Annotated in this window: 22 protein-coding genes; 14 read left to right on the top strand and 8 right to left on the bottom strand. The window is 68.1% G+C overall.

The window, feature by feature from the left end:
- Positions 1 to 124: 124 nt before the first annotated feature.
- The 4 genes from rplI to rpsF form a co-directional block, all read right to left on the bottom strand.
- Positions 125 to 571, bottom strand: coding sequence for a 50S ribosomal protein L9 (gene rplI, locus M2283_RS11705; RefSeq protein ID WP_123998990.1), 447 nt, complete (start codon positions 569 to 571; stop codon positions 125 to 127).
- A gap of 18 nt (positions 572 to 589) precedes the next feature.
- Positions 590 to 826: a 30S ribosomal protein S18 gene (gene rpsR, locus M2283_RS11700; protein WP_003949403.1), complete on the bottom strand. Its 237-nt coding sequence runs from the start codon at positions 824 to 826 to the stop codon at positions 590 to 592.
- Positions 827 to 884: 58 nt separating this feature from the next.
- Entirely contained in the window at positions 885 to 1,511 is a 627-nt protein-coding gene (locus M2283_RS11695; RefSeq protein WP_280876068.1) for a single-stranded DNA-binding protein, read from the bottom strand.
- A 77-nt stretch (positions 1,512 to 1,588) separates the two neighbouring features.
- Positions 1,589 to 1,879, bottom strand: coding sequence for a 30S ribosomal protein S6 (gene rpsF / locus M2283_RS11690; RefSeq protein WP_005482942.1), 291 nt, complete (start codon positions 1,877 to 1,879; stop codon positions 1,589 to 1,591).
- A gap of 263 nt (positions 1,880 to 2,142) precedes the next feature.
- On the opposite strand from rpsF, the gene M2283_RS11685 reads away from it, so the two are divergent.
- The 3 genes from M2283_RS11685 (at position 2,143) to M2283_RS11675 (ending at position 4,858) form a co-directional block, all read left to right on the top strand.
- Entirely contained in the window at positions 2,143 to 2,460 is a 318-nt protein-coding gene (locus M2283_RS11685; protein WP_123998988.1) for a hypothetical protein, read from the top strand.
- 179 nt (positions 2,461 to 2,639) lie between these two features.
- On the top strand, positions 2,640 to 3,761 hold the full coding sequence (gene femX, locus M2283_RS11680) for a peptidoglycan bridge formation glycyltransferase FemX (RefSeq protein WP_280876067.1): 1,122 nt from the start codon (positions 2,640 to 2,642) through the stop codon (positions 3,759 to 3,761).
- A 65-nt stretch (positions 3,762 to 3,826) separates the two neighbouring features.
- Positions 3,827 to 4,858: an alanine racemase gene (locus tag M2283_RS11675; protein ID WP_280876066.1), complete on the top strand. Its 1,032-nt coding sequence runs from the start codon at positions 3,827 to 3,829 to the stop codon at positions 4,856 to 4,858.
- A 110-nt stretch (positions 4,859 to 4,968) separates the two neighbouring features.
- Here M2283_RS11675 and M2283_RS11670 read toward each other — a convergent pair whose 3' ends face one another.
- Together M2283_RS11670 and M2283_RS11665 are read right to left on the bottom strand one after the other, a co-directional pair.
- Positions 4,969 to 6,477 (bottom strand): glycosyltransferase family 87 protein, encoded by a 1,509-nt coding sequence (locus M2283_RS11670; RefSeq protein WP_280876065.1) that lies wholly within the window; start codon positions 6,475 to 6,477, stop codon positions 4,969 to 4,971.
- Positions 6,478 to 6,607: 130 nt separating this feature from the next.
- On the bottom strand, positions 6,608 to 9,274 hold the full coding sequence (locus M2283_RS11665) for a transglycosylase domain-containing protein (RefSeq protein WP_280876064.1): 2,667 nt from the start codon (positions 9,272 to 9,274) through the stop codon (positions 6,608 to 6,610).
- A gap of 352 nt (positions 9,275 to 9,626) precedes the next feature.
- Between M2283_RS11665 and M2283_RS11660 the strand changes: the two genes are divergently transcribed.
- From M2283_RS11660 to M2283_RS11645, 4 genes are all read left to right on the top strand, one after another.
- Positions 9,627 to 10,307, top strand: coding sequence for a PadR family transcriptional regulator (locus tag M2283_RS11660; RefSeq protein WP_280876063.1), 681 nt, complete (start codon positions 9,627 to 9,629; stop codon positions 10,305 to 10,307).
- 44 nt (positions 10,308 to 10,351) lie between these two features.
- Positions 10,352 to 11,434 carry an inositol-3-phosphate synthase gene (locus tag M2283_RS11655; protein ID WP_280876062.1) on the top strand — a complete coding sequence of 361 codons (1,083 nt, stop codon included), beginning with the start codon at positions 10,352 to 10,354 and terminating at the stop codon, positions 11,432 to 11,434.
- A 98-nt stretch (positions 11,435 to 11,532) separates the two neighbouring features.
- Positions 11,533 to 12,795 (top strand): MFS transporter, encoded by a 1,263-nt coding sequence (locus M2283_RS11650; protein ID WP_280876061.1) that lies wholly within the window; start codon positions 11,533 to 11,535, stop codon positions 12,793 to 12,795.
- A 122-nt stretch (positions 12,796 to 12,917) separates the two neighbouring features.
- Positions 12,918 to 13,430: an LppU/SCO3897 family protein gene (locus M2283_RS11645; RefSeq protein ID WP_280876060.1), complete on the top strand. Its 513-nt coding sequence runs from the start codon at positions 12,918 to 12,920 to the stop codon at positions 13,428 to 13,430.
- Between the two features lie 179 nt (positions 13,431 to 13,609).
- On the opposite strand, the gene M2283_RS11640 is transcribed toward M2283_RS11645, so the two are convergent.
- Positions 13,610 to 15,052 carry a CCA tRNA nucleotidyltransferase gene (locus tag M2283_RS11640; RefSeq protein ID WP_280876059.1) on the bottom strand — a complete coding sequence of 481 codons (1,443 nt, stop codon included), beginning with the start codon at positions 15,050 to 15,052 and terminating at the stop codon, positions 13,610 to 13,612.
- A gap of 233 nt (positions 15,053 to 15,285) precedes the next feature.
- Here M2283_RS11640 and M2283_RS11635 point away from each other — a divergent pair, with 233 nt between their 5' ends.
- The 7 genes from M2283_RS11635 (at position 15,286) to trxA (ending at position 25,005) form a co-directional block, all read left to right on the top strand.
- Positions 15,286 to 17,652 carry a DUF6049 family protein gene (locus tag M2283_RS11635; protein ID WP_280876058.1) on the top strand — a complete coding sequence of 789 codons (2,367 nt, stop codon included), beginning with the start codon at positions 15,286 to 15,288 and terminating at the stop codon, positions 17,650 to 17,652.
- Between the two features lie 43 nt (positions 17,653 to 17,695).
- Entirely contained in the window at positions 17,696 to 19,960 is a 2,265-nt protein-coding gene (gene murJ, locus M2283_RS11630) for a murein biosynthesis integral membrane protein MurJ (protein ID WP_280876057.1), read from the top strand.
- 138 nt (positions 19,961 to 20,098) lie between these two features.
- Positions 20,099 to 21,790, top strand: a complete 1,692-nt coding sequence (locus tag M2283_RS11625; RefSeq protein WP_280876056.1) for a protein kinase family protein — start codon at positions 20,099 to 20,101, stop codon at positions 21,788 to 21,790.
- Positions 21,791 to 21,817: 27 nt separating this feature from the next.
- Complete coding sequence (sigM, locus tag M2283_RS11620; protein WP_280876055.1) at positions 21,818 to 22,543, top strand: RNA polymerase sigma factor SigM; 726 nt, start codon at positions 21,818 to 21,820, stop codon at positions 22,541 to 22,543.
- On the top strand, positions 22,540 to 23,478 hold the full coding sequence (locus M2283_RS11615) for a hypothetical protein (RefSeq protein WP_280876054.1): 939 nt from the start codon (positions 22,540 to 22,542) through the stop codon (positions 23,476 to 23,478). The genes sigM and M2283_RS11615 overlap by 4 nt, the downstream gene beginning before the upstream one ends.
- Positions 23,479 to 23,661: 183 nt before the next feature.
- Positions 23,662 to 24,630 (top strand): thioredoxin-disulfide reductase, encoded by a 969-nt coding sequence (gene trxB, locus M2283_RS11610; RefSeq protein ID WP_280876053.1) that lies wholly within the window; start codon positions 23,662 to 23,664, stop codon positions 24,628 to 24,630.
- A gap of 42 nt (positions 24,631 to 24,672) precedes the next feature.
- Positions 24,673 to 25,005 carry a thioredoxin gene (trxA, locus tag M2283_RS11605; RefSeq protein ID WP_123998972.1) on the top strand — a complete coding sequence of 111 codons (333 nt, stop codon included), beginning with the start codon at positions 24,673 to 24,675 and terminating at the stop codon, positions 25,003 to 25,005.
- A 72-nt stretch (positions 25,006 to 25,077) separates the two neighbouring features.
- Here the strand turns inward: trxA and M2283_RS11600 are convergent, their stop codons facing one another.
- Entirely contained in the window at positions 25,078 to 25,695 is a 618-nt protein-coding gene (locus M2283_RS11600) for a GNAT family N-acetyltransferase (protein ID WP_280876052.1), read from the bottom strand.
- Positions 25,696 to 25,802 lie beyond the last annotated feature (107 nt).

Raw genomic sequence — 25,802 nt, 5'->3', positions numbered from 1 at the left:
CGTGGGTTCGAGGCCGACAGTTTCACGTGAAACACGTTGTTTCACGTGAAACACAGGCACGAAGAAGGGGCCGCACCCGGCAGGTGCGGCCCCTTCTCTCAGCTGTTCAGGCCGAGTGCGGCGATCAGGCCGCGATGACCTCGATGTTGACCTTGGCGGCAACCTCGGGGTGCAGACGAACGGTCGTCTCGTGGGCGCCCAGCGTCTTGATGGGCGAACCCAGCTCGACACGACGCTTGTCGACCTTCGGGCCACCGGCAGCCTCGATCGCCGAAGCGACGTCAGCCGGGGTGACGGAACCGAAGAGACGACCGGCGTCGCCGGAGCGCACGGCCAGACGGACCTTCACACCCTCGAGCTGGGCCTTGACGCTGTTGGCCTGCTCGATGGTCTGGATCTCGTGGATCTTGCGAGCGCGACGGATCTGCTCGACGTCCTTCTCGCCACCCTTGGTCCAGCGGATAGCGAACTTCCGCGGGATCAGGTAGTTGCGAGCGTAACCGTCCTTGACGTCGACGACGTCGCCCGCGGCACCGAGGCCGGAGACCTCGTGGGTGAGGATGATCTTCATTTGTCGGTCACCCTTCCCTTAGCGCGCGGTGGAGGTGTAGGGCAGCAGCGCCATCTCACGGCTGTTCTTGACAGCCGTGGCGACGTCACGCTGGTGCTGCGTGCAGTTGCCGGTCACGCGGCGGGCACGGATCTTGCCGCGGTCGGAAATGAACTTCCGCAGCATGTTCGTGTCCTTGTAGTCCACGTACGTGACCTTGTCCTTGCAGAAAGCGCAGACCTTCTTCTTAGGCTTGCGCACAGGCGGCTTCGCCATGGTGTTTCTCCTGTGTGATCAAGAAGTTTGGGTACGACCCGCCCCTCGGCCCAAGGGCCTAGAAGGGGGGCTCGTCCGAGTAGCCGCCGCCACCGCTGCTGCTGCCGCCGCCGCCGGAGTTTCCACCCCAGCCGCCGCCACCGCCGCTGCCCGCGCCGCCGCCCTGGTTGCCACCGGCGGGAGCGCCGGTTGCCCACGGGTCGTCGGCAGGAGCGCCGCCGGCCGGCTGACCGCCGCCGGAGTTTCCACCCCAGCCGCCGCCACCCTGGCCGCCACCGCCACCGCCGCCGAACCCGCCGCCCTGGCCACTGCGAGCGCCACCGGCGGTCTTGGTGACCTTGGCCGTGGCACTGCGCAGGCTGGCGCCGACTTCCTCGACGTCCAGCTCGTAGACCGTGCGCTTGACGCCCTCACGGTCCTCGTAGGACCGCTGCTTCAGCCGGCCCTGCACGATGACGCGCATGCCTCGCTGGAGCGACTCCGCGACGTTCTCCGCCGCCTGACGCCAGACCGAGCAGGTCAGGAACAGGCTCTCGCCGTCCTTCCACTCGTTCGTCTGACGGTCGAAGGTGCGGGGAGTGGACGCGACACGGAACTTCGCGACCGCCGCACCGGACGGGGTGAAACGCAGCTCGGGGTCATCGACAAGATTGCCGACGACCGTGATGACGGTCTCGCCTGCCATGGGGGAACCTCTCGGCGGGTTTGCTGCTGGCTGCTTGGTGCTGCTACTCGAATCCCGAGATCAGCTGAGCAGGATGCTCAGTGGGTCTCGGGGCGGAGGACCTTGGTCCGGAGGACCGACTCGTTCAGGTTCATCTGGCGGTCGAGCTCCTTGACGACCGCAGGCTCGGCCTGCAGGTCGATGACCGAGTAGATGCCCTCGGGCTTCTTCTTGATCTCGTACGAGAGACGACGACGGCCCCAGGTGTCGACCTTCTCGACCTTGCCGTTGCCCTCACGGACGACGGAGAGGAAGTTCTCGATCAGGGGGGCGACAGCGCGCTCCTCCAGATCGGGGTCGAGGATGACCATCACCTCGTAGTGACGCATGTGGAACCCACCTCCTTCGGACTCAGCGGCCACGGTCGTTCCGTGGCAGGAGGGTTGTGATGCGTACGCAACGGTATCGGCCACCACTGACAATCGGGGGCTCCTTGTCGGAGACACCGCCGCGACAAGGGCAGACACCGTGCAGACGGTACAGAGTACCCGCACACCGGCTTCCGGTTGAAATCCGGCCCGGGGGACCGTCAGTCTGTACACATCGGGTGTGTATGGCGCTACGGTGCGCCGTCTTCCGCAGGAGGTGCCCTATGGCACAGGCATTGCGACCCAACACCGTCGGCGGTCTTTTCGCCACGGACGGCAAGCCCCACCCGCTCCAGGACACCTTGCTCGCGGTGACCCTGGTGCTCGGCATCACGGCTTTCGTCTCGTCGATGTTCCACAATCTGCACCTGCTCAGCTCCTGGGCCGGCCTGATCGGCCTCGCCACCGGGGCGTACGGCCAGTGGATCTCGGAGACGACACGCGAACGCTTCGGACTCATCCTGGGTCTCGGCGCCGCGGGGGTCGGCTTCTTCCTCGGCATGGCGCACGGCGGCCTCTTCGGCGGGGTCATCGGCGGCTGACGCCAAGGGGACCGGTTCCTCAACACCGTACAAAGCACCGCGGAACGCGTCGGCGGCCCACAGGCCGGGGCGCAGGTTCCGTACGCCCAGTCGGGGCGCTCGAAAGGCGCAGTAGGCTTCGGCGCGAGAGCCGGAGCCCCTGTACCCATGGGGACACACCAGCCCGAGGAGCGCCCCGAATGAGCCTGACCCTGAGGACGATCAGCCGCGAGCAGCATCTGGCGTACATCCAGACTCTGCCGTCGGCAAGCCACATGCAGGTCCCTGCATGGGCTGACGTCAAGGCGGAGTGGCGCTCCGAGAGCCTCGGTTGGTTCGACGACCGCACCGGCGAGCTGGTGGGCGCGGGTCTCGTCCTCTACCGGCAGTTGCCCAAGATCAAGCGCTACCTCGCGTATCTTCCCGAGGGCCCGGTCATCAACTGGTTCACGCCGAATCTCACCGAGTGGCTCGAACCGATGCTCGCGCACCTCAAGCAACAGGGCGCCTTCTCCGTGAAGATGGGCCCGCCGGTCATCATCCGGCGCTGGGAGGCCACCTCCATCAAGGCGGGCATCCAGAACCCGGACGTGAAGCGGCTGCGCGACATCGAGGCCGACTTCATCGAACCGCGCGCCTTCGAAGTGGCCGACAAGCTGCGCCGCATGGGCTGGCAGCAGGGCGAGGATGGCGGCGCCGGCTTCGGCGACGTCCAGCCTCGCTACGTCTACCAGGTGCCGCTGGCGAACCGCTCCCTCGAAGAGGTCCACAAGAACTTCAACCAGTTGTGGCGCCGCAACATCAAGAAGGCCGAGAAGGCGGGTGTCGAGGTCGTCCAGGGCGGCTACCACGACCTTGAGGAATGGCAGCGGCTGTACGAGATCACGGCCGTGCGCGACCACTTCAGGCCCCGCCCGCTCTCCTACTTCCAGCGCATGTGGACGGCTCTCAACTCCGAGGACCCCAACCGCATGCGGCTGTACTTCGCCCGGCACGACGGCGTGAACCTGTCGGCGGCGACGATGCTGATCGTCGGCGGGCACGTCTGGTACTCCTACGGCGCCTCCGACAACATCGGCCGTGAGGTCCGGCCCTCGAACGCGATGCAGTGGCGGATGCTGCGCGACGCCTACGCGCTCGGCGCGACCGTCTACGACCTGCGCGGCATCTCCGACTCGCTGGACGAGACCGACCACCTCTTCGGCCTGATCCAGTTCAAGGTGGGCACGGGCGGACAGGCCGCCGAATACCTGGGCGAGTGGGACTTCCCGCTGAACAAACTGCTCCACAAGGCCCTCGACATCTACATGTCGCGCCGCTGACGTCACGTTCAGTGATTCCATACCTCTGATACACCGCAGACACCAGAAAGGTTCCAGGTCCGGCCATGGCGCTCACCCTCTACGTCGACACCGCGCGCTGGCGGGCGCATCACAAGCACGTGCAGGAGCAGTTCCCAGGGCTCGTCCCGGTCTGCAAGGGCAACGGCTACGGCTTCGGGCACGAGCGACTGGCGGAGGAGGCCACGCGTCTGGGCTCGGACGTCCTCGCCGTCGGGACGACGTACGAGGCCGCGCGGATCAAGGACTGGTTCGGCGGTGACCTGCTGGTGCTGACGCCGTACCGGCGGGGCGAGGAGCCCGTTCCGCTGCCTGACCGGGTGATCCGCTCGGTGTCGTCGGTGGACGGCGTGTACGGCCTGGTGGGGGCCCGTGTGGTCATCGAGGTGATGTCCTCGATGAAGCGGCACGGCATCAGTGAGCAGGACCTGCCGATGCTGCACTCCGCCATAGAGAACGTCCGCCTGGAGGGCTTCGCCATCCACCTGCCGCTGGACCGTACCGACGGCTCGGACGCCGTCGAGGAGGTCATCGGCTGGATGGACCGGCTGCGTGCGGCCCGGCTGCCGCTGCACACGATGTTCGTCAGCCACCTCAAGGCCGAGGATCTCGCCCGGCTGCAGCAGCAGTTCCCGCAGACCCGCTTCCGCGCGCGTATCGGCACGCGGCTGTGGCTGGGGGACCACGAGGCCACCGAGTACCGCGGGGCGGTCCTGGACGTCACCCGCGTCACCAAGGGCGACCGGTTCGGCTACCGGCAGCAGAAGGCGGCCTCGGACGGCTTCCTGGTGGTCGTGGCGGGCGGTACGTCGCACGGGGTGGGTCTGGAGGCCCCGAAGGCGCTGCACGGCGTCATGCCGCGCGCCAAGGGCGTCGCCCGGGCCGGCCTGGCGACGGTCAACCGGAACCTTTCTCCGTTCGTCTGGGACGCCAAGCAGCGCTGGTTCGCCGAGCCTCCGCACATGCAGGTCTCGATTTTGTTCGTGCCGTCAGAAGCTGCCGAGCCGACGGTCGGCGACGAACTCGTGGCCCATCTGCGGCACACCACCACGCAGTTCGACCGGATCGTCGACCGCTGAGCCAGGCCGTCTCCGCCGCACACATGGGCTAGGCCCTCCGGCACACGAAAGGCCGGGTACGGAACCTCCGTACCCGGCCTTCTGCTTGCTCGCCCAGACTGTTTGTTCGCTCAGAGCGAACGGTCCGTGGAAGACTCCGTTCCGCCGCTGCCCCACTCCACCTGCGGACCCTCGAAGTAGGCGGCGTGCCGCGGCGGATGGGCCGCCGGACCGAGGACGAAGACGTCCTCCGCGCCGTCGAGCACACCCCCCGAGGGATCGTCGTCGCCCGACCTGCGCACGGGGTCCCGCTCGGGCATGAGGATGTCGCGCACCACCATGCCGCAGAAGTACAGCGTCCCCAGCAGGTGCACGGCGATGGCCCAGTGGTAGCCGTCCTGCGGCAGACCCTTGTGGGCGTCCCCGCTGGTCGTATAGGCGAGGTACATCCAGATGCCCAGGAAGTACGCGACCTCGCAGGCCTGCCAGATCAGGAAGTCCCGCCACTTCGGGCGCGCCAGGACGGCCAACGGCACCAGCCACAGCACGTACTGCGGCGAGTAGACCTTGTTGGTGAGGATGAACGCCGCGACGATCAGGAAGGCCAGCTGGGCGAAGCGCGGTCGGCGGGGTGCGGTCAGGGTGAGGGCCGCGATGCCCACGCAGGACAGCAACACCAGCAGCGTGGCGAGGGTGTTGACGGTGTCGGTGCTGAGCGGGTCGGACGAGTTCTGGGCCATGATCAGCCAGAAGGACCCGAAGTCCACGCCCCGTTCCTGGCTGAACCTGTAGAACTGCGCCCAGCCGTCCCAGGCGAAGTACATCACCGGCAGGTTCACGACGAGCCAGGCGACGGCCGCTCCGCCCAGCGCCTTGCCGAAGTCCCGCCACTTGCCGGCGCGCCAGCACAGCAGGAACAGCGGGCCCAGGAGAAAGACGGGATACAGCTTGGCGGCCGTGGCGAGCCCCAGGAGGACTCCGAAAGCGAGCGAGCGGCCACGGGACCACATCAGCATCGCCGCGGCCGTCAGAGCGACCGCCAGCAGGTCCCAGTTGATAGTGGCGGTCAGCGCGAAGGCCGGCGCCAGAGCGATCAGCAGACCGTCCCAGGGTCGCCGCCGGTGCGTACGGGCCACGCAGACGGCGATGACGGCCGCGCACACCATCAGCATCCCGGCGTTGACCATCCAGTACCACTGTTCCTGGTCCTGGATGGTGCCGCTGCCCGGCGTGAGCCAGGAGGCCACCTCCATGAACACGCCGGTCAGCACCGGGTATTCGAGGTACGGCATGTCGCCGGAGAGCTTGTCGAAGTACGGCACGAGCCCGTCGGCGAAACCGCGTCCCTGGTACAGGTGCGGGATGTCCGAGTAGCACGCCTTCGTGTACTGGGAGCTGGCGCCGAAGAACCAGGCGCCGTTGTAGCAGGGGGCCTTCTGGATCAGGCCGAGGGCGAACATGCCGATCGCCACGAGCGCGACGACCCGGACGGGAGTCCACCAGGACGTCCCGAGCAGGGCACGCCGCCCGAGGGGACCGCCGATCAACTCACTGCCGGACCGGGCGACCTCGTCCTCCGTGGTGGGCCGCACCGTGTCTGACTCGTGCTCGCTCGCTTGCGTCGATTCTGCGCTGGGCATGGCGCACATCCTGCCGTACGTGCCTGGCAATAAGCCGAGGGCCGCCACATCCAGTGGATGTGACGGCCCCTGTTTCACGTGAAACATGTACATGTTTCACGTGAAACACCCGTGCTGGGCGTTTTGGCGGCTAGCCGTTCGGGCCTCCGAAGATGCCTCCGTTGTCCGCGCCTCTACTGGTACCGGTCCCTGTCGACTCCGAGGGCGATGGTGACAAGGACTCGCCCCCGTCCGTGCCACCGTCGTCGGTGCCACCGTCGTCCGAGCACTGCCAACTGAACTGACAGGACTCGCTGACCGTGGGCGTCGGACTCGTCACCGTCTCACTCGGTGTCGGTGTCGGCGTCGGACTTTCTTCCTCGGTCTCGGTGGGCGTCGGAGTGGGCGTCGGGCTCGGCTCCTCGTTGACGATCTCACCGATGGGCTCGGGCGTCGGGAAGTCCTCCGCCTTCTCGCCCTTCAGCGCCTCTTCCATGTAGTCGTGCCAGATCTCGGACGGGAACGAGGCACCGTGGATCTTCTTCTGGCCACCCGTTCCGTACATCTCCAGGAAGGTGCGGTTCTTCTTGGACTCGTCGTCGTCGTACCGGAACATCGTGATCGACGTGGACAGCTGCGGCGTGTAGCCCACGAACCAGGCGGACTTGTTGCCGTCGGTGGTACCGGTCTTGCCGGCCACCTCCCGGTCCGACAGTTGGGCGTTGGTGCCCGTGCCCTTGTCGACCACGGTCTTCAGCACGTCGGTGACGTTGTCGGCGACCGCCCGAGTGAACACCTGCTTGGGCTTGTCCTTGTGGGTGTAGACCAGGCCGTCCTTGCTGGTGACCTTCTGGACCGAGAACGGGTCACGCTGCTCACCACTGGCGGCGAAGGTCCCGTACGCGCCCGCCATGCGGATCGCGCTCGGGTCGGAGATGCCGATGGAGAAGGACGGGAAGCTGGTGCCGGCGAGGCTGTCCGACTTCAGACCGGCGTCCACGGCCGCTTCCTTCACCTTGTCCAGACCGACATCCATGCCGAGCTGTACGAAGGCGGAGTTCACCGACTCGCGCATCGCCTCGCGGAGGTCGATGTCGTAGTCGGGCGCACTGCCGTACGACTCGTTGCCGTCATTGGTCTGCAGCCACTCCTGGCCCTTCTCGTTCTTCCAGACCGTGCCGTCGTAGTCCTTGATCTTGAGCTTGTTCTTACCGCTGAACAGGCTCTTCGGGGACACCTGGGTGCGTTCGTCCTGTGCCTGCTCCGCACCGAGGCTCTTATCGCGAACGCCCCACTTCATCGCCGCCGCGAGGACGAACGGCTTGAAGGTCGAACCGACCTGGGCACCGGTCACATCCGCGTTGTTGGTGAAGTGCTTGGTCGCGTCCTCACCGCCGTAGATGGCCCTGATGGCCCCGGTGTTCGGGTCCACGGAAGCGCCGCCGAACTGGACGTGCGTGTCCGTGTCCGGGCGTTCCTTGGGCTTGATGTTGGTCTTCTGGACGTTCTTGACGGAGGTCTCGAGCTCCTTGACCTTCTTCTTGTCGAAGGTCGTGTAGATCGAGTAACCGCCCTTCTGCAGGTCGTCGGCGCTGATGGTCGTGTTGTTGATCAGGTACGCCTTGGAGAGGTCGACGAGGTAGCCGACCTGACCACTGAGCGCGGCGTTCGACCGCGGGTTCTGCACCTTGGGCAGCGTGGTGTATTTCGCCCGCTCCGTGGCGGCCAGATGGCCGTATTCGACCATCTTGTCCAGGGTGTCCTGCATCTGGACCAGGGCACGCTTGCTGTTGGCCTGGGGAGTGGCACCCACCGGGTCGATGGACGTCGAGCCGGCCGGGTCGTAGTACGTGGCGCCCTTCAGCATCGCCGACAGGAAGGCGCACTCGCCCGGGTTGAGATCGACGGCGTCCTTGTTGAAGTACGCGCGGGCTGCCGCCTGGATTCCGTAGGCACTACGCCCGTAGTACGCGGAGTTCAGGTAGCCGGCCATGATCTGGTCCTTCTTGACCGTGGTGCCCACCTTGATCGAGACGAAGATCTCCTTGAACTTCCGGGAGACGGTCTGCGACTGGTCGTCCAGCATCGCGTTCTTCACGTACTGCTGGGTGATGGTGGAGCCACCCTGCGTCTCACCGCCCCTGGCCATGTTGAACACGGCGCGGGCGATGCCCTTGGGGTCGATGCCGCTGTCGGTGTAGAAGGTCTTGTTCTCCTGCGAGATGACGGCGTACCGCATCGCTTCGGGGATCTGCGAGAGGTTGACGATCTGACGGTTGGTCTCACCACCCGTCGCGACCATCTCGCTGCCGTCGGCCCAGTAGTAGACGTTGTTCTGTGCCTCGGCTGTCTTGGCGATGTCCGGGACGCCCACAAGGGCGTAGGCGACGCCCGCGACCGCGACCAGGCTGCCGAAGAAGCCGATGAACATGCCGGCCACGAGCTTCCACGACGGCACCCAGCGTGCGGCACCGTACTTGCCCGCGCGTGGATAGTCGATCAGCCTCTTCTTGGCGGGTACGGCGCGGCCCCTGCCGCGCCCGGGTCCGTTCGGGCCACCGGGGCCTCGGCCGGGTTCGGGCGCCCTGCGACGACCGCCCCCACTTCTCTGTGCCGCGCGGCGGGCCTCGGCTCGGCCGCCGTAGGACGGCTCCTCGCCTCCCGAACCGTATGAATCAGACCCGTACGCGTCGGCAGGAGATCCGGTGGCGCCTCGCGGTGCCGCACGGCGGCCGGAGGACGAGCCGGACTGGCCGCGTCGGGATTCGGCACGTCCGCCTCCCTGCGGCTGCGGCGGTTTGCGACGGTGCTCGCTCATCGAACGACTACTCCTCGGGCAGGCGCACCCGTGCGCGCCTGGAAACGGCGGCTGGTTTCCGGTCCCCCCGAAGTACGGATGTGGTCGATCCCCCATTCACCCGTACTGCACCGAGCACGATGACGCCCCCTCGCGTCACTCGGTTCCCGGTGGTGTCCATGGCGCACAGACTACGCACCGTCAAAACCCACCTAGCCCCGAAGTTCACCCCAAATCAGGCAACTTGCCTCGGATGAATAAGTGATGTGATCCCGTTCACCGTCTCCCCACTTGTCGCATCCGGAAGGCCGTTCTATCGTCATGATGTATCGAGTCGATACATCGGAGCGACATAAGACGAGGAGGCGAGCGGATGAGCCGGCGTGCCGGGATCCTTGAGTTCGCCGTCCTCGGCCTGCTCCGCGAGTCGCCGATGCACGGCTATGAGCTGCGCAAACGACTCAACACATCGCTGGGCGTCTTCCGGGCGTTCAGCTACGGGACGCTCTATCCCTGCCTCAAGACGCTGGTCGCGAGCGGCTGGTTGATCGAGGAACCGGGGAACGCCCCCGACGACGCTCTCGCAGCTCCACTCACAGGGCGTCGCGCCAAGATCGTCTATCGGTTGACGGCGGAAGGTAAGGAGCACTTCGAGGAGCTGCTCTCGCAGACCGGCCCCGACGCGTACGAGGACGAGACCTTCGCCGCCCGATTCGCTTTCTTCGGGCAGACGTCCCGCGACGTACGCATGCGCGTGCTGGAGGGCCGCCGCAGTCGGCTGGAGGAACGCCTCGAGAAGATGAGCGCCTCCCTGGCACGCACGCGAGAGCGCCTCGACGACTACACGCTTGAGCTCCAGCGCCACGGGATGGAGTCCGTGGAGCGCGAAGTGCGCTGGCTGAACGAGCTCATCGAAAGTGAGCGGGCAGGCCGGGCCCTGAAGGGCCCCGGCCATGGAGAACCCGCTCACGACACCACAGAGGGAGCGCCGGGCGTCCTGCCCCGGACCGGGGACACCCCCGGTCCGGATACGCCCGGCGACACCACCACGTGAGGCCCCTGCCAGGGCCTCACTCGTACACACAGGGAGCAACCGGAATGGGTTCGGTTCGCGTAGCCATCGTCGGCGTGGGCAACTGCGCCGCGTCGCTGGTACAGGGAGTCGAGTACTACAAGGACGCCGACCCGGCGTCCAAGGTGCCCGGCCTGATGCATGTCCAGTTCGGCGAGTACCACGTCGGTGACGTCGAGTTCGTCGCCGCCTTCGACGTCGACGCGAAGAAGGTCGGCCTCGACCTCTCGGACGCCATCGGTGCCAGCGAGAACAACACCATCAAGATCTGCGACGTCCCGAACAAGGGCATCACGGTCCAGCGCGGCCACACCTTCGACGGTCTCGGCAAGTACTACCGAGAGACCATCGAGGAGTCCGCCGAGGCGCCGGTCGATGTCGTCCAGATCCTCAGGGACAAGCAGGTCGACGTCCTGATCTGCTACCTGCCCGTCGGCTCCGAGGACGCGGCGAAGTTCTACGCCCAGTGCGCCATCGACGCCAAGGTCGCCTTCGTCAACGCCCTTCCTGTCTTCATCGCCGGCACCAAGGAGTGGGCGGACAAGTTCACCGAGGCGGGCGTCCCGATCGTCGGTGACGACATCAAGTCCCAGGTGGGCGCGACCATCACGCACCGTGTGATGGCGAAGCTGTTCGAGGACCGCGGTGTCCGCCTTGAGCGCACGATGCAGCTCAACGTCGGCGGCAACATGGACTTCAAGAACATGCTGGAGCGCGACCGCCTCGAGTCCAAGAAGATCTCGAAGACGCAGGCCGTCACCTCGCAGATCCCCGACCGCGACATGGGCGCGAAGAACGTCCACATCGGTCCCTCGGACTACGTGGCCTGGCTCGACGACCGCAAGTGGGCGTACGTCCGCCTCGAGGGCCGTGCCTTCGGTGACGTCCCGCTGAACCTGGAGTACAAGCTCGAGGTCTGGGACTCCCCGAACTCCGCGGGTGTCATCATCGACGCCCTGCGCGCCGCGAAGATCGCCAAAGACCGCGGCATCGGCGGCCCGATCCTGTCGGCGTCGAGCTACTTCATGAAGTCCCCGCCGGTGCAGTACTTCGACGACGAGGCCTACGACAACGTCGAGAAGTTCATCAAGGGCGAGGTCGAGCGCTGAGCACCACCGGCGCGCAGCACTGAGAACGCTCCTGCCAGGGCTGAGAGGGTCCCCGGGTCATCGACCCGGGGACCCTCCCCGTATGTGAGGCTGTGCCCATGGCTGTCGTCCGTGACCTGCGCGCTCTCCTGCGCCTCGGGAACTTCCGGCGCCTGCTCGCCGTACGCCTCCTCTCCCAAGGCGCCGACGGCGTCTACCAGGTGGCGCTCGCCGCCTACGTCGTCTTCTCCCCGGAGAAACAGACCTCGGCCACCGCGATCGCCTCCGCCATGGCGGTCCTGCTGCTCCCGTACTCCGTCGTGGGCCCCTTCGCCGGCGTCCTGCTGGACCGCTGGCGCCGCCGCCAGGTTTTTCTGTACGGCAATCTCCTGCGCGCCCTGATGGCGACGGCGACGGCCGTCCTGATCCTGGGCCATGTCCCGGACTGGCTCTTCTACGTCTCCGCCCTGTGTGTCACCGCCGTCAACCGCTTCGTGCTCGCGGGCCTGTCCGCGGCGCTGCCGCGCGTGGTGGACACCGAGTGTCTCGTGATGGCCAACTCCCTTTCCCCGACCGCCGGCACGCTCGCCGCGACCGCCGGCGGCGGTCTCGCCTTCGTCGTACGGCTGGTGGTCGCGGACTCCGACGCGGCGGTGGTGTTGCTGGGCGCCGCCCTGTACCTGTGCGCGGCTCTCGCGTCGCTGCGCCTCGCGCCCGAACTGCTGGGACCGGACCGCGAGTTGGTGCAGCCCCGGCTGACGACGGCCCTCTCGGGCACCGCTCGCGACCTGGCGGCAGCCGTACGGCATCTCGCCGCACCACCGCGCCGGGAGGCCGCTTGGGCGCTCATCACGATGACGCTGATGCGCTTCTGCTACGGCGCCCTGCTCGTCATGGTCCTGATGCTCTGCCGCTACGCCTTCTCCTCGAACGCGGACGACGGACTCGCCCTGCTGGGGCTGGCGTTGGGGATCTCCGGGGCAGGATTCTTCGTCGCGGCCGTGGTGACTCCCTGGGCGGCGGGACGCCTCGGCCCCGGCCCCTGGATCGCCGTCTGCGCCGCGGCCGCCGCGGTCCTGGAGCCCGCCCTGGGCCTCCCGTTCGCCACCGCCCCCATGCTGGTCGCGGCGTTCGTCCTGGGCCTCACCACCCAGGGCGCGAAGATCGCGACGGACACGATCGTGCAGTCCTCGGTGGAGGACGGATTCCGCGGGCGCGTCTTCTCCGTCTACGACGTGCTGTTCAACATCGCCTTCGTCGGGGCGGCGGCAGTGGCCGCTCTGATGCTGCCGCCTGACGGCCGCTCGGTGACGCTGGTGCTCACAATCGCCCTTGCCTACGGGGTAATTGCTGGGGCTATGGCCCGCTTTGAGCGCCAGTAAGTGTCACATCAAAGAAACAGAGTCCCACTGGGCTACAGACATGTCAGCGGCGGCCGGTAATTTACGTCCGTCTTACTCGCGTCTTACACGCGACACGCATCCATGTTTGAGGGGGACCCCAAGTGACAACTCCGCCGCCCCAGGGCCAGAACCCGTTCGCACAGGCACAGCAGCCTGCCGGCCAGCCCCAGGGCCAGGCTCCTTACCCGCCGCAGCCCGGTTACCCGCAGCAGCCTGGCCAGCCCGGGTTCCCCCCGCAGGGAGCCACCCCGTTCGCCCCGGCCCCGCCGCAGCAGGGTCGCAAGCTCAGCTTCAAGACGATCAAGAACATCGTCATCGTCCTCATCGTGGCGGGCGTCGCCATCGGCGGCTACATAACCAGCCGCGACGACGCCGACACGGCGAAGGTCGGTGACTGCATGCACCGCGGCAGCACGAACGACAGCGACCCGGACCTCGAGGTCGTCGGCTGCAGCGATGCGAAGGCCCAGTACGTGGTACTGGCCAAGATCAAGGGCGACTACTCGGCCGCGACGGCGGAGAGCAAGTGTGAGGAGCAGGCCAAGGACTTCCAGTACTCGTACACGGAGTCCGGCGACGGCACCAACTTCCTGCTCTGCCTGAAGGACAAGTAAGGCCGGAAGTGAAGACCGGACAGTAGGCGCTACGTCTGAGAGGCAGAGGCCACGCGGACGTAGCGGAGATGCCGAAGGGGCGATGTTTCACGTGAAACATCGCCCCTTGGCGCGTCCGTCTCGATGCGTCCGTCATCCGGGGTCATGTTTCACGTGAAACATGACCCCGCTTCACAACCTCAGTCCTGCTCCGCCCACCACTCCTTGAGCGCGGCCACCGCGGCATCGTGTCCCATCGGCCCGTTCTCCAGCCGGAGCTCCAGCATCTGCTTGTAGGCACGACCGACAGCTGGGCCGGGGCCGACCCCGAGGATCTCCATGATCTGGTTGCCGTCGAGGTCCGGACGGATCGAGTCGAGCTCCTCCTGCTCCTGCAACTGGGCGATCCGTTCCTCCAGACCGTCGTACGCCCGTGAGAGCGCCGCGGCCTTCCGCTTGTTCCGCGTCGTGCAGTCCGAGCGGGTCAGCTTGTGGAGTCGGTCGAGGAGCGGGCCCGCGTCGCGGACGTAGCGGCGGACCGCCGAGTCCGTCCACTCGCCGGTGCCGTATCCGTGGAAGCGCAGGTGGAGTTCGACCAGATGTGAGACGTCCTTCACCAGTTCGTTCGAGTACTTGAGCGCCGTCATGCGCTTCTTCGTCATCTTCGCGCCGACCACCTCGTGGTGGTGGAACGAGACCCGGCCGTCCTCCTCGAAGCGGCGCGTGCGCGGCTTGCCGATGTCGTGGAGGAGTGCGGCCAGCCGGAGGGTGAGGTCGGGACCGTCCTCCTCCAGCTCGATCGCCTGCTCCAGGACGATCAGGGTGTGGTCGTAGACGTCCTTGTGCCGGTGGTGCTCGTCGCGCTCCAGGCGCAGGGCCGGCAGCTCCGGCAGGACGTGGTCGGCGATGCCGGAGTCGACGAGCAGGGTCAGCCCCTTGCGTGGGTGCGCCGACAGGATGAGCTTGTTCAGCTCGTCCCGCACCCGCTCCGCCGAGACGATCTCGATCCGCCCGGCCATGTCCTTCATGGCCGCGACGACCTCAGGAGCCACCTCGAAGTCGAGCTGGGCGGCGAAGCGCGCCGCGCGCATCATCCGCAACGGATCGTCGGAGAAGGACGCCTCGGGAGTGCCCGGGGTCCGCAGAACCCGTGCCGCGAGGTCGTCGAGCCCACCGTGCGGATCGATGAACTTCCTCTCCGGGAGCGCGACGGCCATCGCGTTGACGGTGAAGTCCCGCCGGACGAGGTCCTCCTCGATGGAGTCGCCGTAGGACACCTCGGGCTTGCGGGAGGTTCGGTCGTAGGCCTCCGACCGGTAGGTGGTCACCTCGATCTGGTAGCCGTCCTTCTGCGCACCGACCGTGCCGAAGGCGATACCGACCTCCCACACCGCGTCCGCCCATGGCCGGACGATCTTGAGGACGTCCTCGGGGCGGGCGTCGGTCGTGAAGTCGAGGTCGTTGCCGAGCCGGCCGAGCAACGCGTCCCGGACCGAGCCGCCTACCAGGGCGAGTGAGAACCCGGCCTCCTGGAAACGGCGGGCGAGGTCTTCGGCGACAGGGGCGACCCGGAGCGATTCACTCGCCGCGCGGTGCGGCACCTGACTGAGGGCGCTGGGGGTGTCTTCGTTGGCGTTCGGCACAACAGAAGAGGGTACGTGGCCCGGACGGCCCCAGGCGTCTCCATTAAATGTCCACAAAGAGCTCCGCCGGACGTGCGCGGTCGCAGGTATTCCATACCTGCATATACAGGACACCTGGCCCGGTCCCCCGATCTTGTGGACCAGTCCGCGGCACTTCCCCTCCGCGCGCATCGTTACCATGCGTGGACGCACATTCCGACGACCACTGACGACGACGAGGGACGGGCGAACGCGTGGCCGAGGCGGCAGACTTCCCGGGGACGAGTCCCTCACCTGCCCGCCGGTGGCTGCGGCGCACCGGAGCACTGCTCGCCGGTGCGCCTCTGCTGGCCGGTCTGTTCCAGCTGCCCGCCGCCGCGCCTGCCCAGGCGGCCGACTCGGGTTCGGTGTCCGTGGCCCTGGACTCGCTCAGCCCCAGCGCCCCGACGGACGGCGACACGGTGACCGTGACGGGCACGGTGACCAACAACGGCAAGCAGGCGGTCACCGACGCGCACGTGGGCCTGCGCCTGGGATCGCCGCTGAACACACGGTCGGCCATCGAGAGCGCCGCCAACGACAGCGACGACGTCCAGGGGGCGAACGGCTCGGAGGTCGGCGGCAAGTACGTCGAGGAGTTCTCGAAGCTCACTCCCGGCGTCGCCGAACACTTCAGCATCTCCGTGCCGGTCGACAAGCTGGACCTCGGCGACGACGGCGTCTACCCGCTCGCCGTTGCGCTGTCCGGCCAGACGTCCGCGCAGCCCTGGGACCAGGTCCTCGGCATCCAGCGGACCTTCCTGCCGTGGCAGCCCGAAGAGGCCGGCACGACGACGAAGACCACGTTCCTGTGGCCGCTGATCTCCACCGTGCACATGACTGCGGAGACGGGATCGAACGAGCAGCAGACCCCGGTCTTCCTCAACGACGACCTCGCCAAGGAGATCTCCGCCGGCGGGCGCCTGGAGCAGATGCTGTCCCTGGGCAAGAACCTCGACGTCACCTGGGTGATCGATCCGGACCTGCTGGCCTCGATCGACGCCATGACGGGCAGCTACCGGATCCGGTCCGACGACGGCACCACCACCACGGCCGGCATCCACCAGGCGGTCGCCAAGGCGTTTCTCGACGAGCTGCAGAACGCGGTGGCGGAGAAGGACGTCGTCGCGCTGCCCTTCGCCGACCCCGACCTGGCCTCCCTCGCCCACAACGGCACGAGCGTCACCGGTTCGCTGAACCACCTCAACGAGGCAACCGATGTCGCCGCCACCACGGTGGACACGGTGCTGCACGTGACGCCGAGCACCGACTTCGCGTGGCCCGTGGACGGTGCGGTCGACCCGTCGATCGTCAAGGTCGCCACCTCTGCGGGGGCCGACAAGGTGATCGCGCGCAGCGACAGCCTCCAGGAGACCGGCGGCCTGTCCTACACGCCCTCCGCGGCCCGCCCGATCGGCGGCGGCACCACGGCGGTCGTCGCGGACGCCCGGTTGTCGACGGCGTTCCAGGGCGACCTGACGAAGGCCTCCGGCGCCACGCTCGCCGTACAGGAGTTCCTCGCGCAGAGCCTGTCGCTCAACCTCCAGACGGACCAGCAGCGCAGCATCGTCGTCGCCCCGCAGCGCATGCCGACGGCCCGCCAGGCCCAGGCGATGGCCGCCGCGCTGACGGCCCTCCAGGGCGGGAACTGGTCCGAGTCCCAGGAGCTCACGGCGGCCGCGAAGGCCAAGCCCGACTCCGGCGCCACGACAAGGGTTCCGGCGGCCTCCGCATACCCCTCCGCACTGCGCAAGCAGGAACTGCCGCGGTCGGCCTTCGAGCAGATCGCGAGGACGCAGAGCAGCCTCGACAGCTTCAAGGTGGTCCTCACCGACCAGTCCCGTGTGGTGACCCCCTTCGGGCGGGCCATGAACCGCGAGATGGCCACGTCGTGGCGTGGCCGGGCGAACGCCGCCGCGAGCTTCCGCACCGGTGTGGAGGCGTATCTCGACGACATCACCGGCCAGGTCAGACTGATCGACAAGTCCGACACCAAGCTGTCCGGGCGCAGCGCCACGATCCCCGTGACCGTGCAGAACAACCTGGTGCAGGGCGTGGACCACCTGGTGCTGCGCCTGACATCGAAGAACCCGACGCGTCTGCAGATCGGCGGGCACGACTACTTCGAGCAGCGCGTCGCGGTCTCCGGCGGTCACAGCCAGACGGTGAAGTTCACCACCTCGGCCAAGGCCAACGGCCAGGCCACGGTAACCGCCCAGCTGTACACGGAGGACGGCCAGCCGTACGGCGCCCCGGTCAACTTCGACGTCAAGGTCACCGAGTTCACGGCCACCGTGATGCTGGTCATCGGCGGCGGCTTCCTCCTGCTCGTCCTCGCCGGTTTCCGGATGTACACCCAGCGCAAGCGGGCGGCCGCCCGCGAGGCCGAGGACGACGGTCCCGACGAGGCGGGGGATCCCACCGACGGCCCGGAGAACCCCGAGGGCCCTTCGGACCGTCTCACGGAAGAGTCCGGCACCGGACCCCGGGCAGACGACCCGGAGCAGCCGAGTGACCCGACACCGGACACCACAGCGGAAAGCGCGGACCCGTCCAGCACTGGTGAGAGAGTGGACCGTTGAGGATGTCGTGGCCATGGGCCCGGGACAATGAGGTGGGGTAACCATGAACGCGCCGTACGACGGTGACCGCGGCCAGGGCGCGGGCAGCTCGGGCCACCCCGAGGACCCTCCGCCCGAGCCCGGCCAGGTACCGCCGCAGCCCCCCGCCGACATGTACCTCCAGGACGCCTACGACCAGGACCCCTACCGGGCCCAGGACCTCACCGCCCAGGACCCGGTGGCCGAGGCGCTCTACGACCGCGCCGCGCACCCCCCGCCGCCCCCGGGCACGTACCAGCCTCAGCAGCCTCTGTACGCCCAGCCGCCCCAGTCCCCGTACGCCCCCGACCCCCGCATGTGGGCCCAGCCGCCGGTGCCCGAGCCGGACGGAGCGACCCAGTACCTGCCGTACGGCGACGATCCCCGGACCACCCAGTACGTCGGTGTCGACGACCTGGTGACCCAGGCCGGTGAGGAGCGCCACGAACCGGACGCCTTCGCGCACCTCTTCCGGGACCAGGAGCAGGGAGGCGGTTTCCCCGCGTCGGGTCCCCCGTCGGTTCCCGGTCCGGCGGCGGCCCCTGGCGGGACCGAACCGGTGCCCGCGTACGAAGCTCCGCCGCTCGTGGACGACCGGACCATGAACCTCGCCGCCGCGTCCGTCGCGACCGCGCCTCCGGCCGCGAAGAAGGGCGGCGGCGGCCGGGCCACGGGCCTGCTGAAGTCCAGCGCCGTCATGGCCGCGGGCACGATGGTCTCCCGCCTCACCGGCTTCGTCCGCTCCGCGCTGATCGTCTCCGCGCTGGGCGTCGGCCTGCTCGGCGATACCTTCCAGGTCGCCTACCAGCTGCCGACGATGATCTACATCCTGACCGTCGGCGGCGGCCTCAACTCCGTCTTCGTGCCCCAGCTCGTCCGGGCCATGAAGGAGGACGAGGACGGCGGTGAGGCGTTCGCCAACCGGCTGCTGACCCTCGTCATGGTGGCGCTGGGCGCGCTCACCGCGCTCGCGATCCTCGCCGCGCCGTACCTGATCCGTCTGCTGTCCGACTCCGTCGCCAGCGACCCGGCGGCCAACGAGGTCGGCGTCACCTTCGTCCGCTACTTCCTGCCCTCGATCTTCTTCATGGGCATCCACGTCGTGATGGGCCAGATCCTCAACGCACGCGGCAAGTTCGGCGCGATGATGTGGACCCCGGTCCTGAACAACATCGTCATCATCGTGACGCTCGGCATGTTCATCTGGGTGTACGGCACCTCCGCGAACTCCGGCATGAAGGTCACGAACATCCCACCGGAGGCCCAGCGGCTCCTCGGCGTCGGTGTGCTGCTCGGCCTCGTCGTCCAGGCGCTCGCGATGATCCCGTATCTGCGGGAGACCGGGTTCCGGATGCGGCTGCGGTTCGACTGGAAGGGCCACGGGCTCGGCAAGGCCGCGACGCTCGCCAAGTGGACCGTCCTCTTCGTCCTCGCCAACCAGGCCGGCGCGCTCGTCGTCACCCAGCTGTCCACCTCGGCCGGCAAGGCCTCGCCCGTCGACGGCACCGGCTTCGCCGCCTACGCCAACGCCCAGTTGATCTGGGGCCTGCCGCAGGCGATCATCACCGTCTCCTTGATGGCCGCGCTGCTGCCGCGCATCTCGCGCTCGGCCGCCGAGGGCGACGGCGGCGCCGTCCGCGACGACATCTCCCAGGGGTTGCGCACCACCGCCGTGGCGATCGTGCCCATCGCCTTCGGTCTCCTCGCTCTCGGCATCCCGATGTGCACGCTGATCTTCGGCTCCTCGGGCACCAGCGAGGCCACGAACATGGGCTTCATGCTGATGGCCTTCGCCCTCGGTCTGATCCCGTACTCGGTGCAGTACGTCGTCCTGCGCGCCTTCTACGCCTACGAGGACACCCGGACGCCCTTCTACAACACGGTCATCGTGGCGGCGGTCAACGCCGGGGCCTCGGTGGCCTGTTACTTCGTCCTGCCGGCCCGCTGGGCCGTGGTGGGCATGGCCGCCTCGTACGGTCTCGCCTACGCCATCGGCGTCGGTGTCGCCTGGAACCGGCTGCGCAAGCGGCTCGACGGCGACCTGGACGGCACCCGCGTCCTGCGGACGTACGCGCGGCTCTGCATCGCCTCGTTGCCCGCGGCGCTGCTCAGCGGCGCGGCCTGCTACGGGATCGGTCATACGCTCGGCCAGGGCGTCGTCGGGTCCTTCGCGGCGCTGTTGGCCGGTGGGGCGGTCCTGCTCGGGATCTTCTTCGTCGCGGCCCGGCGCATGCGAATCGAGGAGTTGAACTCGCTGGTAGGCATGGTCCGTGGACGTCTGGGTCGCTGAGGCGGGGGTACGCGCACAACCATCGTCCGCCACCGTGTGTCGTGCATAGCGGCGGACTGTGGGCACAATTGGGTTCGGCGTCGGACAGCGCGCACGGAAGTGGGTCGGCGCGCGATGAGTGGGGAGGCAGGGACGACGGTGGCGGAACGGAGCACGGCTGCCGTCGACGTGGCAGACAACAGTGGCGACGAGCCGCTGACCGCCGAGGCGGACCAGTCCACGGCCGACGGCGTGGCCCAGAACCGGGAGCGGGACACGGAGAACGACGAGGCACAGGGGAGTGGCGGGACCGAGAGTCCCGAGAAGGCCTCACCGCCCGAGCTGCACAGCGGCCACAAGCTCGCCAAGCGGTATCGGCTCGAGGAATGCGTCACCCGTCTGGACGGATTCAGCAGTTGGCGCGCCGTGGACGAGAAACTGCGCCGCGCCGTAGGCGTCCACCTCCTGCCCGCGGACCATGCGCGGGCACGTTCGGTCCTGGCAGCGGCCCGCTCCTCGGCACTGCTCGGCGACCCGCGCTTCGTCCAGGTCCTCGACGCCGTCGAGGAGGACGACCTCGTCTACGTCGTCCACGAGTGGCTGCCCGACGCGGTCGAGCTGACCTCGTTGCTCGCCCCGGGTCCACTGGAGCCGCACGACGCGTACCAGATGGTCAGTCAGATCGCCTCGGCGATGGCCGCCGCGCACCGCGAGGGCCTGGCGCATCTGCGGCTCAACCCGAACGCCGTGCTGCGCACCTCCAGCGGTCAGTGGCGTATCCGCGGCCTCGCCGTGAACGCCGCGCTGCGCGGCATCACTTCCGAGACCCCGCAGCGCACCGACACGGAGTCCGTCGGCGCCCTCCTGTACGCGGCGCTCACCCAGCGCTGGCCGTACGAGGACGACGCGTACGGTCTGGCCGGGTTGCCCAAGGACGTCGGCCTTATCGCGCCCGACCAGGTGCGTGCCCACGTCCACCGGGGCCTGTCCGAGCTCTCCATGCGGGCGCTCGCCAACGACGGGGCGACGGCGTCCCGTCACGAGGCGCCGTGCACGACGCCGGAGGAACTGGTCAAGGCGGTCGGCGAGATGCCGCGCATCAGGCCGCCGGAGCCCGCGTTCACGGCTCCGCCGGAGTATCAGCGCACGACGTACCAGCAGGGCTCGTACGGCCGCCCCGCACCGCACCCCGGCTCCACCCAGCAGATGCCCTCGCCGCCGGCCCCGCTGCAGAGCCGCACCGGCAAGGCCCTCAAGTGGGCCGTCTCGGCCCTCCTGATCGCCGCCCTGGGCCTCGGCAGCTGGCAGCTCGCGGACGCCCTCATGGACAAGGGCAACAAGTCCGACGACACGAACCAGACGCAGACGACGGACGGCAACGACAAGAACTCGCAGAAGACGATCAGCAAGCCGATCGCCATCAGCGGCGCTCAGGACTTCGACCCGTTCGGCGACGGGTCCGAGAAGCCGGCCGACATAGGCAAGACCTACGACAACAGCCCGTCGACCTACTGGGAGACGAACTTCTACAAGGGCGCCACCTTCGGCAACCTCAAGTCGGGCCTCGGTGTCATCCTTGATCTCGGCAAGGTCCAGCAGGTCGGCAAGGTGACCGTTACCTTCATGGGGGACACGTCCGTCGAACTGCGCGCCGCATCCGGTGACGCAGGCTCGGAGCCGACGTCCTTCGACTCCTACAAGAAGGTCGCCGGCGGTTCGGGTACGAGCGTCACCCTCAAGCCCGACGAGACCCTCAAGTCCCGCTACCTGCTGGTCTGGTTGACCAAGCTGCCGCTGACGGAAGACGGCACCTACCGCGGTCGGGTGGCGGACATCAAGGTCACCAGCTGAGGCTGACGGCAAGGCGGAGGGGGTCAGATGGCGGAAGGCGCCGGATACGCGGGAGCGAGTGACCAGGAGTTGCTCGCCCGCCACGTGGAGGGCGACCCCGACGCCTTCGGTGAGCTCGTACGGCGGCATCGTGATCGGCTCTGGGCCGTCGCCCTGCGGACGCTGGGCGACCGCGAGGAGGCCGCTGACGCCGTGCAGGACGCCCTCGTCTCCGCCTACCGGGCCGCCCACACCTTCCGCGGCCAGTCGGCCGTCACGACGTGGCTGCACCGGATCACGGTGAACGCCTGTCTCGACCGGGCCCGCAAGGCGGCCTCACGGAAAACCTCTCCGGTCGACGACAACGAGCGGCTCGAGCAGCTCCTGGAACCGCACGAGTCGGCGGAGGCGCCGGCCGAGCGCAACGACCTGCACCGCCAGCTCCTGCAAGCCCTCGGCACGCTGCCGCCCGATCAGCGCGCGGCCCTCGTCCTGGTGGACATGCAGGGATACCCCGTCGCCGAAGCCGCCCGCATGCTCGACGTCCCCACCGGGACCGTGAAGAGCCGCTGTGCGCGCGGCAGAGCCAGACTGCTCCCCCTCCTCACCCACCTGCGGCCGGAAAACGCAGGTGAAGGAAAGGAAGGAGGCCGGGGGCGGAACCGGACGCAGGGGACATCCGTCCCACCGGCAGCGGGACCGCCAAGCACCGGTCCACGCGACACAGGACCAAGCGATCCAGCTGCAGTGAAGGGCGGAGGTGGGCGAGCGTGACATCCACGACGGACATGGCCGGACACCCGGACGTCGCCGAGATCTCCGACCTCACCGAGGGCCTGCTCCTACCGTCCCGGTCCGCCGAGGTACGACGGCATCTGGACGAGTGCGAGCTCTGCGCGGACGTGTACGTATCCCTGGAGGAGATCCGGGGTCTGCTCGGCGCGGTGCCGGGCGCGCAGCGGATGCCCGACGATGTCGCGGGACGGATCGACGCGGCCCTCGCCGCCGAGGCGCTGCTGGACGCGACGACGTCTGACCACGCAGACACTCCTGTGCTCGTGAGTGCGTCTTCGTCTCTGTCCGCCCGGGGCGACAACGACAGCGCGCATGTTTCACGTGAAACATCGGCAACGGCAGACCGGCCGTCCGGCCATGCGCGGGTCACGACGACCGGGCCGGGCCGCAAGGACCGGAAGCCCGGCGGGCGTCGTAGGGTCGCCGTCCTCGGAAGCGTCTTCGCGGTTGCCGCTCTCGGGTTCGGTGGCGTCATGGTCGCCACGCACAACGACGGCAAGCCCTCCGACGCGGAGGCGAACGGCCGGCAGTCCACTGTGGCAGACACCTTCTCCGAGGGCGGGCTTCAGAAGCAGGTGGCCGATCTCCTCGGAAAGAAGGACCGCTCGGGGAGCAGCTCCGGCGCTTCGCACAGCTTCGGGATCCAGGGAGATCCTGGCACCGACACCGTCTCGCCCAAGATCTTCAATGCACCCAACGTGCCCGACTGCATCCAGAAGGGCATCGGCCGGACCGACCCGGCCCTCGCCACGCAGAAAGGCACCTACAAGGGGACACCCGTCCTCTTGGTGGTCCTGACCGACGCCTCCGACAGCGCCAAGGTGACCGCGTACATCATGGACGCGACCTGCGCGACCAAGGCGCCGTCCACCGAGGCGAAGGTCCTGCTGACGAAGTCCTACGCCCAGCCCTGAGCGCCCGCGCTTCGTCCTCGTGCCGCGTGATACTCCGTACCGTGTCCCCGCCCACTGTGACTGCTCCCGTGTGCCCGGACACAGTGGGAATGCGCGCCCCTTAGGATCCGTTGGGTGGGGTGAGAGTTCTGAAAGGAGCTCCCACCGGTCTGACGATGCAGTCCAGAGACGAGGAATCCAGTCGTGAGCGACGTCCGTAACGTGATCATCATCGGCTCCGGGCCCGCCGGCTACACGGCGGCGCTCTACACCGCGCGCGCGTCGTTGAAGCCGCTGGTCTTCGAGGGCGCCGTCACCGCCGGCGGCGCGCTGATGAACACCACCGACGTGGAGAACTTCCCGGGGTTCCGGGACGGCATCATGGGCCCAGACCTCATGGACAACATGCGCGCCCAGGCCGAGCGCTTCGGCGCCGAGCTCGTTCCGGACGACATCGTCTCCGTCGACCTGACCGGCGACATCAAGACCGTGACCGACACCGCGGGCATCGTCCACAAGGCGAAGGCCGTCATCGTCACCACCGGCTCCCAGCACCGCAAGCTCGGTCTGCCCAAGGAGGACGTGCTCTCCGGACGCGGAGTCTCCTGGTGTGCCACCTGTGACGGCTTCTTCTTCAAGGACCAGGACATCGCCGTGATCGGTGGCGGTGACACCGCGATGGAGGAGGCGACCTTCCTCTCCCGCTTCGCCAAGTCCGTGACGATCGTCCACCGCCGGGACACCCTGCGCGCCTCCAAGGCGATGCAGGAGCGCGCCTTCGCCGACCCGAAGATCAAGTTCGTCTGGGACAGCGAGGTCGCGGAGATCCAGGGCGACCAGAAGCTCGCGAGTCTGAAGCTGCGCAACCTCAAGACCGGCGAGCTCTCCGACCTGGCGGTCACGGGCCTGTTCATCGCGATCGGCCACGACCCGCGCACCGAGCTCTTCAAGGGTCAGCTGGATCTGGACGAGGAGGGCTACCTCAAGGTCGACGCCCCCTCGACCCACACCAACCTGACGGGTGTCTTCGGCGCCGGCGACGTCGTCGACCACACCTACCGGCAGGCGATCACCGCGGCCGGCACAGGCTGCGCGTCCGCCCTCGACGCCGAGCGTTTCCTCGCCGCCCTGGCGGACGAGGAGAACGCCGAGCCCGAGAAGACCGCTGTCTGACCTCCGTCCGCCCCACCGCACCAACCAGTTAAGGAGCCCGCCGTGGCCGGCACCCTCAAGCACGTGACCGACGATTCCTTCGAGCAGGACGTCCTCAAGAGCGACAAGCCCGTCCTCGTGGACTTCTGGGCCGCCTGGTGCGGTCCGTGCCGCCAGATCGCTCCGTCCCTCGAGGCGATCGCCGCCGAGTACGGCGACAAGATCGAGATCGTCAAGCTGAACATCGACGAGAACCCGGGTACGGCAGCCAAGTACGGCGTCATGTCCATCCCGACGCTGAACGTCTACCAGAACGGCGAGGTCGCCAAGACCATCGTCGGTGCGAAGCCGAAGGCCGCGATCGTCCGCGACCTCGAGGACTTCATTGCCGAGTGATGTTTCACGTGAAACACGAATGGGCCGACCCACAAGGGTCGGCCCATTCGCATGAGCGGGGGCTCATTCGCTTTAGAGCGGACGCAACACCGGTTCCTTCTGCACGGCTCCCAACAGCCGGTCCAACGCCATCTCCACGTCTTCCTTCCAGGAGAGCGTCGTCCGTAGCTCCAGCCGCAGCCGCGGATAAGTCGGGTGCTGGCGAACGGTCTTGAAGCCGACGGCCAAGAGGTGATCGGCGGGCAGCACGCAACCAGGCTCTTTCCAGCGCGCGTCGCCGAAGGCCTCGATCGCCTTGAAGCCTCGGCGCAGCACATCCTTGGCGACCGTCTGAACCATCACGCGGCCGAGTCCCTGTCCCTGGTAGCCGGGCGCGATGAAGCCGGTCATCAGCTGGACGGCGTCCGGAGACACAGGGCTCGTGGGGAACGCCGTCGCCCGTGGAACATAGGCCGGAGGGGCGTAGAGCACGAAGCCCGCCGGTACGTCATCGACGTAGACCACCCGGCCGCAGGATCCCCAGTCCAGCAGGACGGCGGAGATCCACCCTTCCTTCTCCAGTGCGGCCGTGCCGCCCCTTACCGCGGCTTCGCCGCTGACTGGGTCCAACTCCCAGAAGACGCACGCCCTGCAACGCTGGGGAAGGTCCGAGAGGTTGTCCAGCGTGAGCGGTACGAGCCGGCGCCCCATGAAGGCTGTTCCTCGCTTCCTTCGCCCGCGGCGCCGCGGGCGGCCGTCAGAGCGCTGTGTTCCCTGAGCAGGCTGCCGACGAAGCCACCGACCGCGCCCAGTCCCAG

The organism is Streptomyces pseudovenezuelae (assembly GCF_029892565.1).
Classification (GTDB): domain Bacteria; phylum Actinomycetota; class Actinomycetes; order Streptomycetales; family Streptomycetaceae; genus Streptomyces; species Streptomyces pseudovenezuelae_A.
The sequence above is the reverse complement of the archived record's forward strand: the minus strand, read 5'-3'. Positions and strand labels throughout refer to the sequence as shown.

Coding starts and splice junctions, on each gene's coding strand:
- rpsF (WP_005482942.1), bottom strand. CDS start 1,879: ATGCGTCACTACGAGGTGATGGTCATCCTCGACCCCGATCTGGAGGAG.
- M2283_RS11695 (WP_280876068.1), bottom strand. CDS start 1,511: ATGGCAGGCGAGACCGTCATCACGGTCGTCGGCAATCTTGTCGATGAC.
- sigM (WP_280876055.1), top strand. CDS start 21,818: ATGGCGGAAGGCGCCGGATACGCGGGAGCGAGTGACCAGGAGTTGCTC.
- M2283_RS11675 (WP_280876066.1), top strand. CDS start 3,827: ATGGCGCTCACCCTCTACGTCGACACCGCGCGCTGGCGGGCGCATCAC.
- M2283_RS11670 (WP_280876065.1), bottom strand. CDS start 6,477: ATGCCCAGCGCAGAATCGACGCAAGCGAGCGAGCACGAGTCAGACACG.
- rpsR (WP_003949403.1), bottom strand. CDS start 826: ATGGCGAAGCCGCCTGTGCGCAAGCCTAAGAAGAAGGTCTGCGCTTTC.
- M2283_RS11600 (WP_280876052.1), bottom strand. CDS start 25,695: ATGGGGCGCCGGCTCGTACCGCTCACGCTGGACAACCTCTCGGACCTT.
- M2283_RS11660 (WP_280876063.1), top strand. CDS start 9,627: ATGAGCCGGCGTGCCGGGATCCTTGAGTTCGCCGTCCTCGGCCTGCTC.
- murJ (WP_280876057.1), top strand. CDS start 17,696: ATGAACGCGCCGTACGACGGTGACCGCGGCCAGGGCGCGGGCAGCTCG.
- rplI (WP_123998990.1), bottom strand. CDS start 571: ATGAAGATCATCCTCACCCACGAGGTCTCCGGCCTCGGTGCCGCGGGC.
- M2283_RS11665 (WP_280876064.1), bottom strand. CDS start 9,274: ATGAGCGAGCACCGTCGCAAACCGCCGCAGCCGCAGGGAGGCGGACGT.
- femX (WP_280876067.1), top strand. CDS start 2,640: ATGAGCCTGACCCTGAGGACGATCAGCCGCGAGCAGCATCTGGCGTAC.
- M2283_RS11685 (WP_123998988.1), top strand. CDS start 2,143: ATGGCACAGGCATTGCGACCCAACACCGTCGGCGGTCTTTTCGCCACG.
- M2283_RS11650 (WP_280876061.1), top strand. CDS start 11,533: ATGGCTGTCGTCCGTGACCTGCGCGCTCTCCTGCGCCTCGGGAACTTC.
- M2283_RS11655 (WP_280876062.1), top strand. CDS start 10,352: ATGGGTTCGGTTCGCGTAGCCATCGTCGGCGTGGGCAACTGCGCCGCG.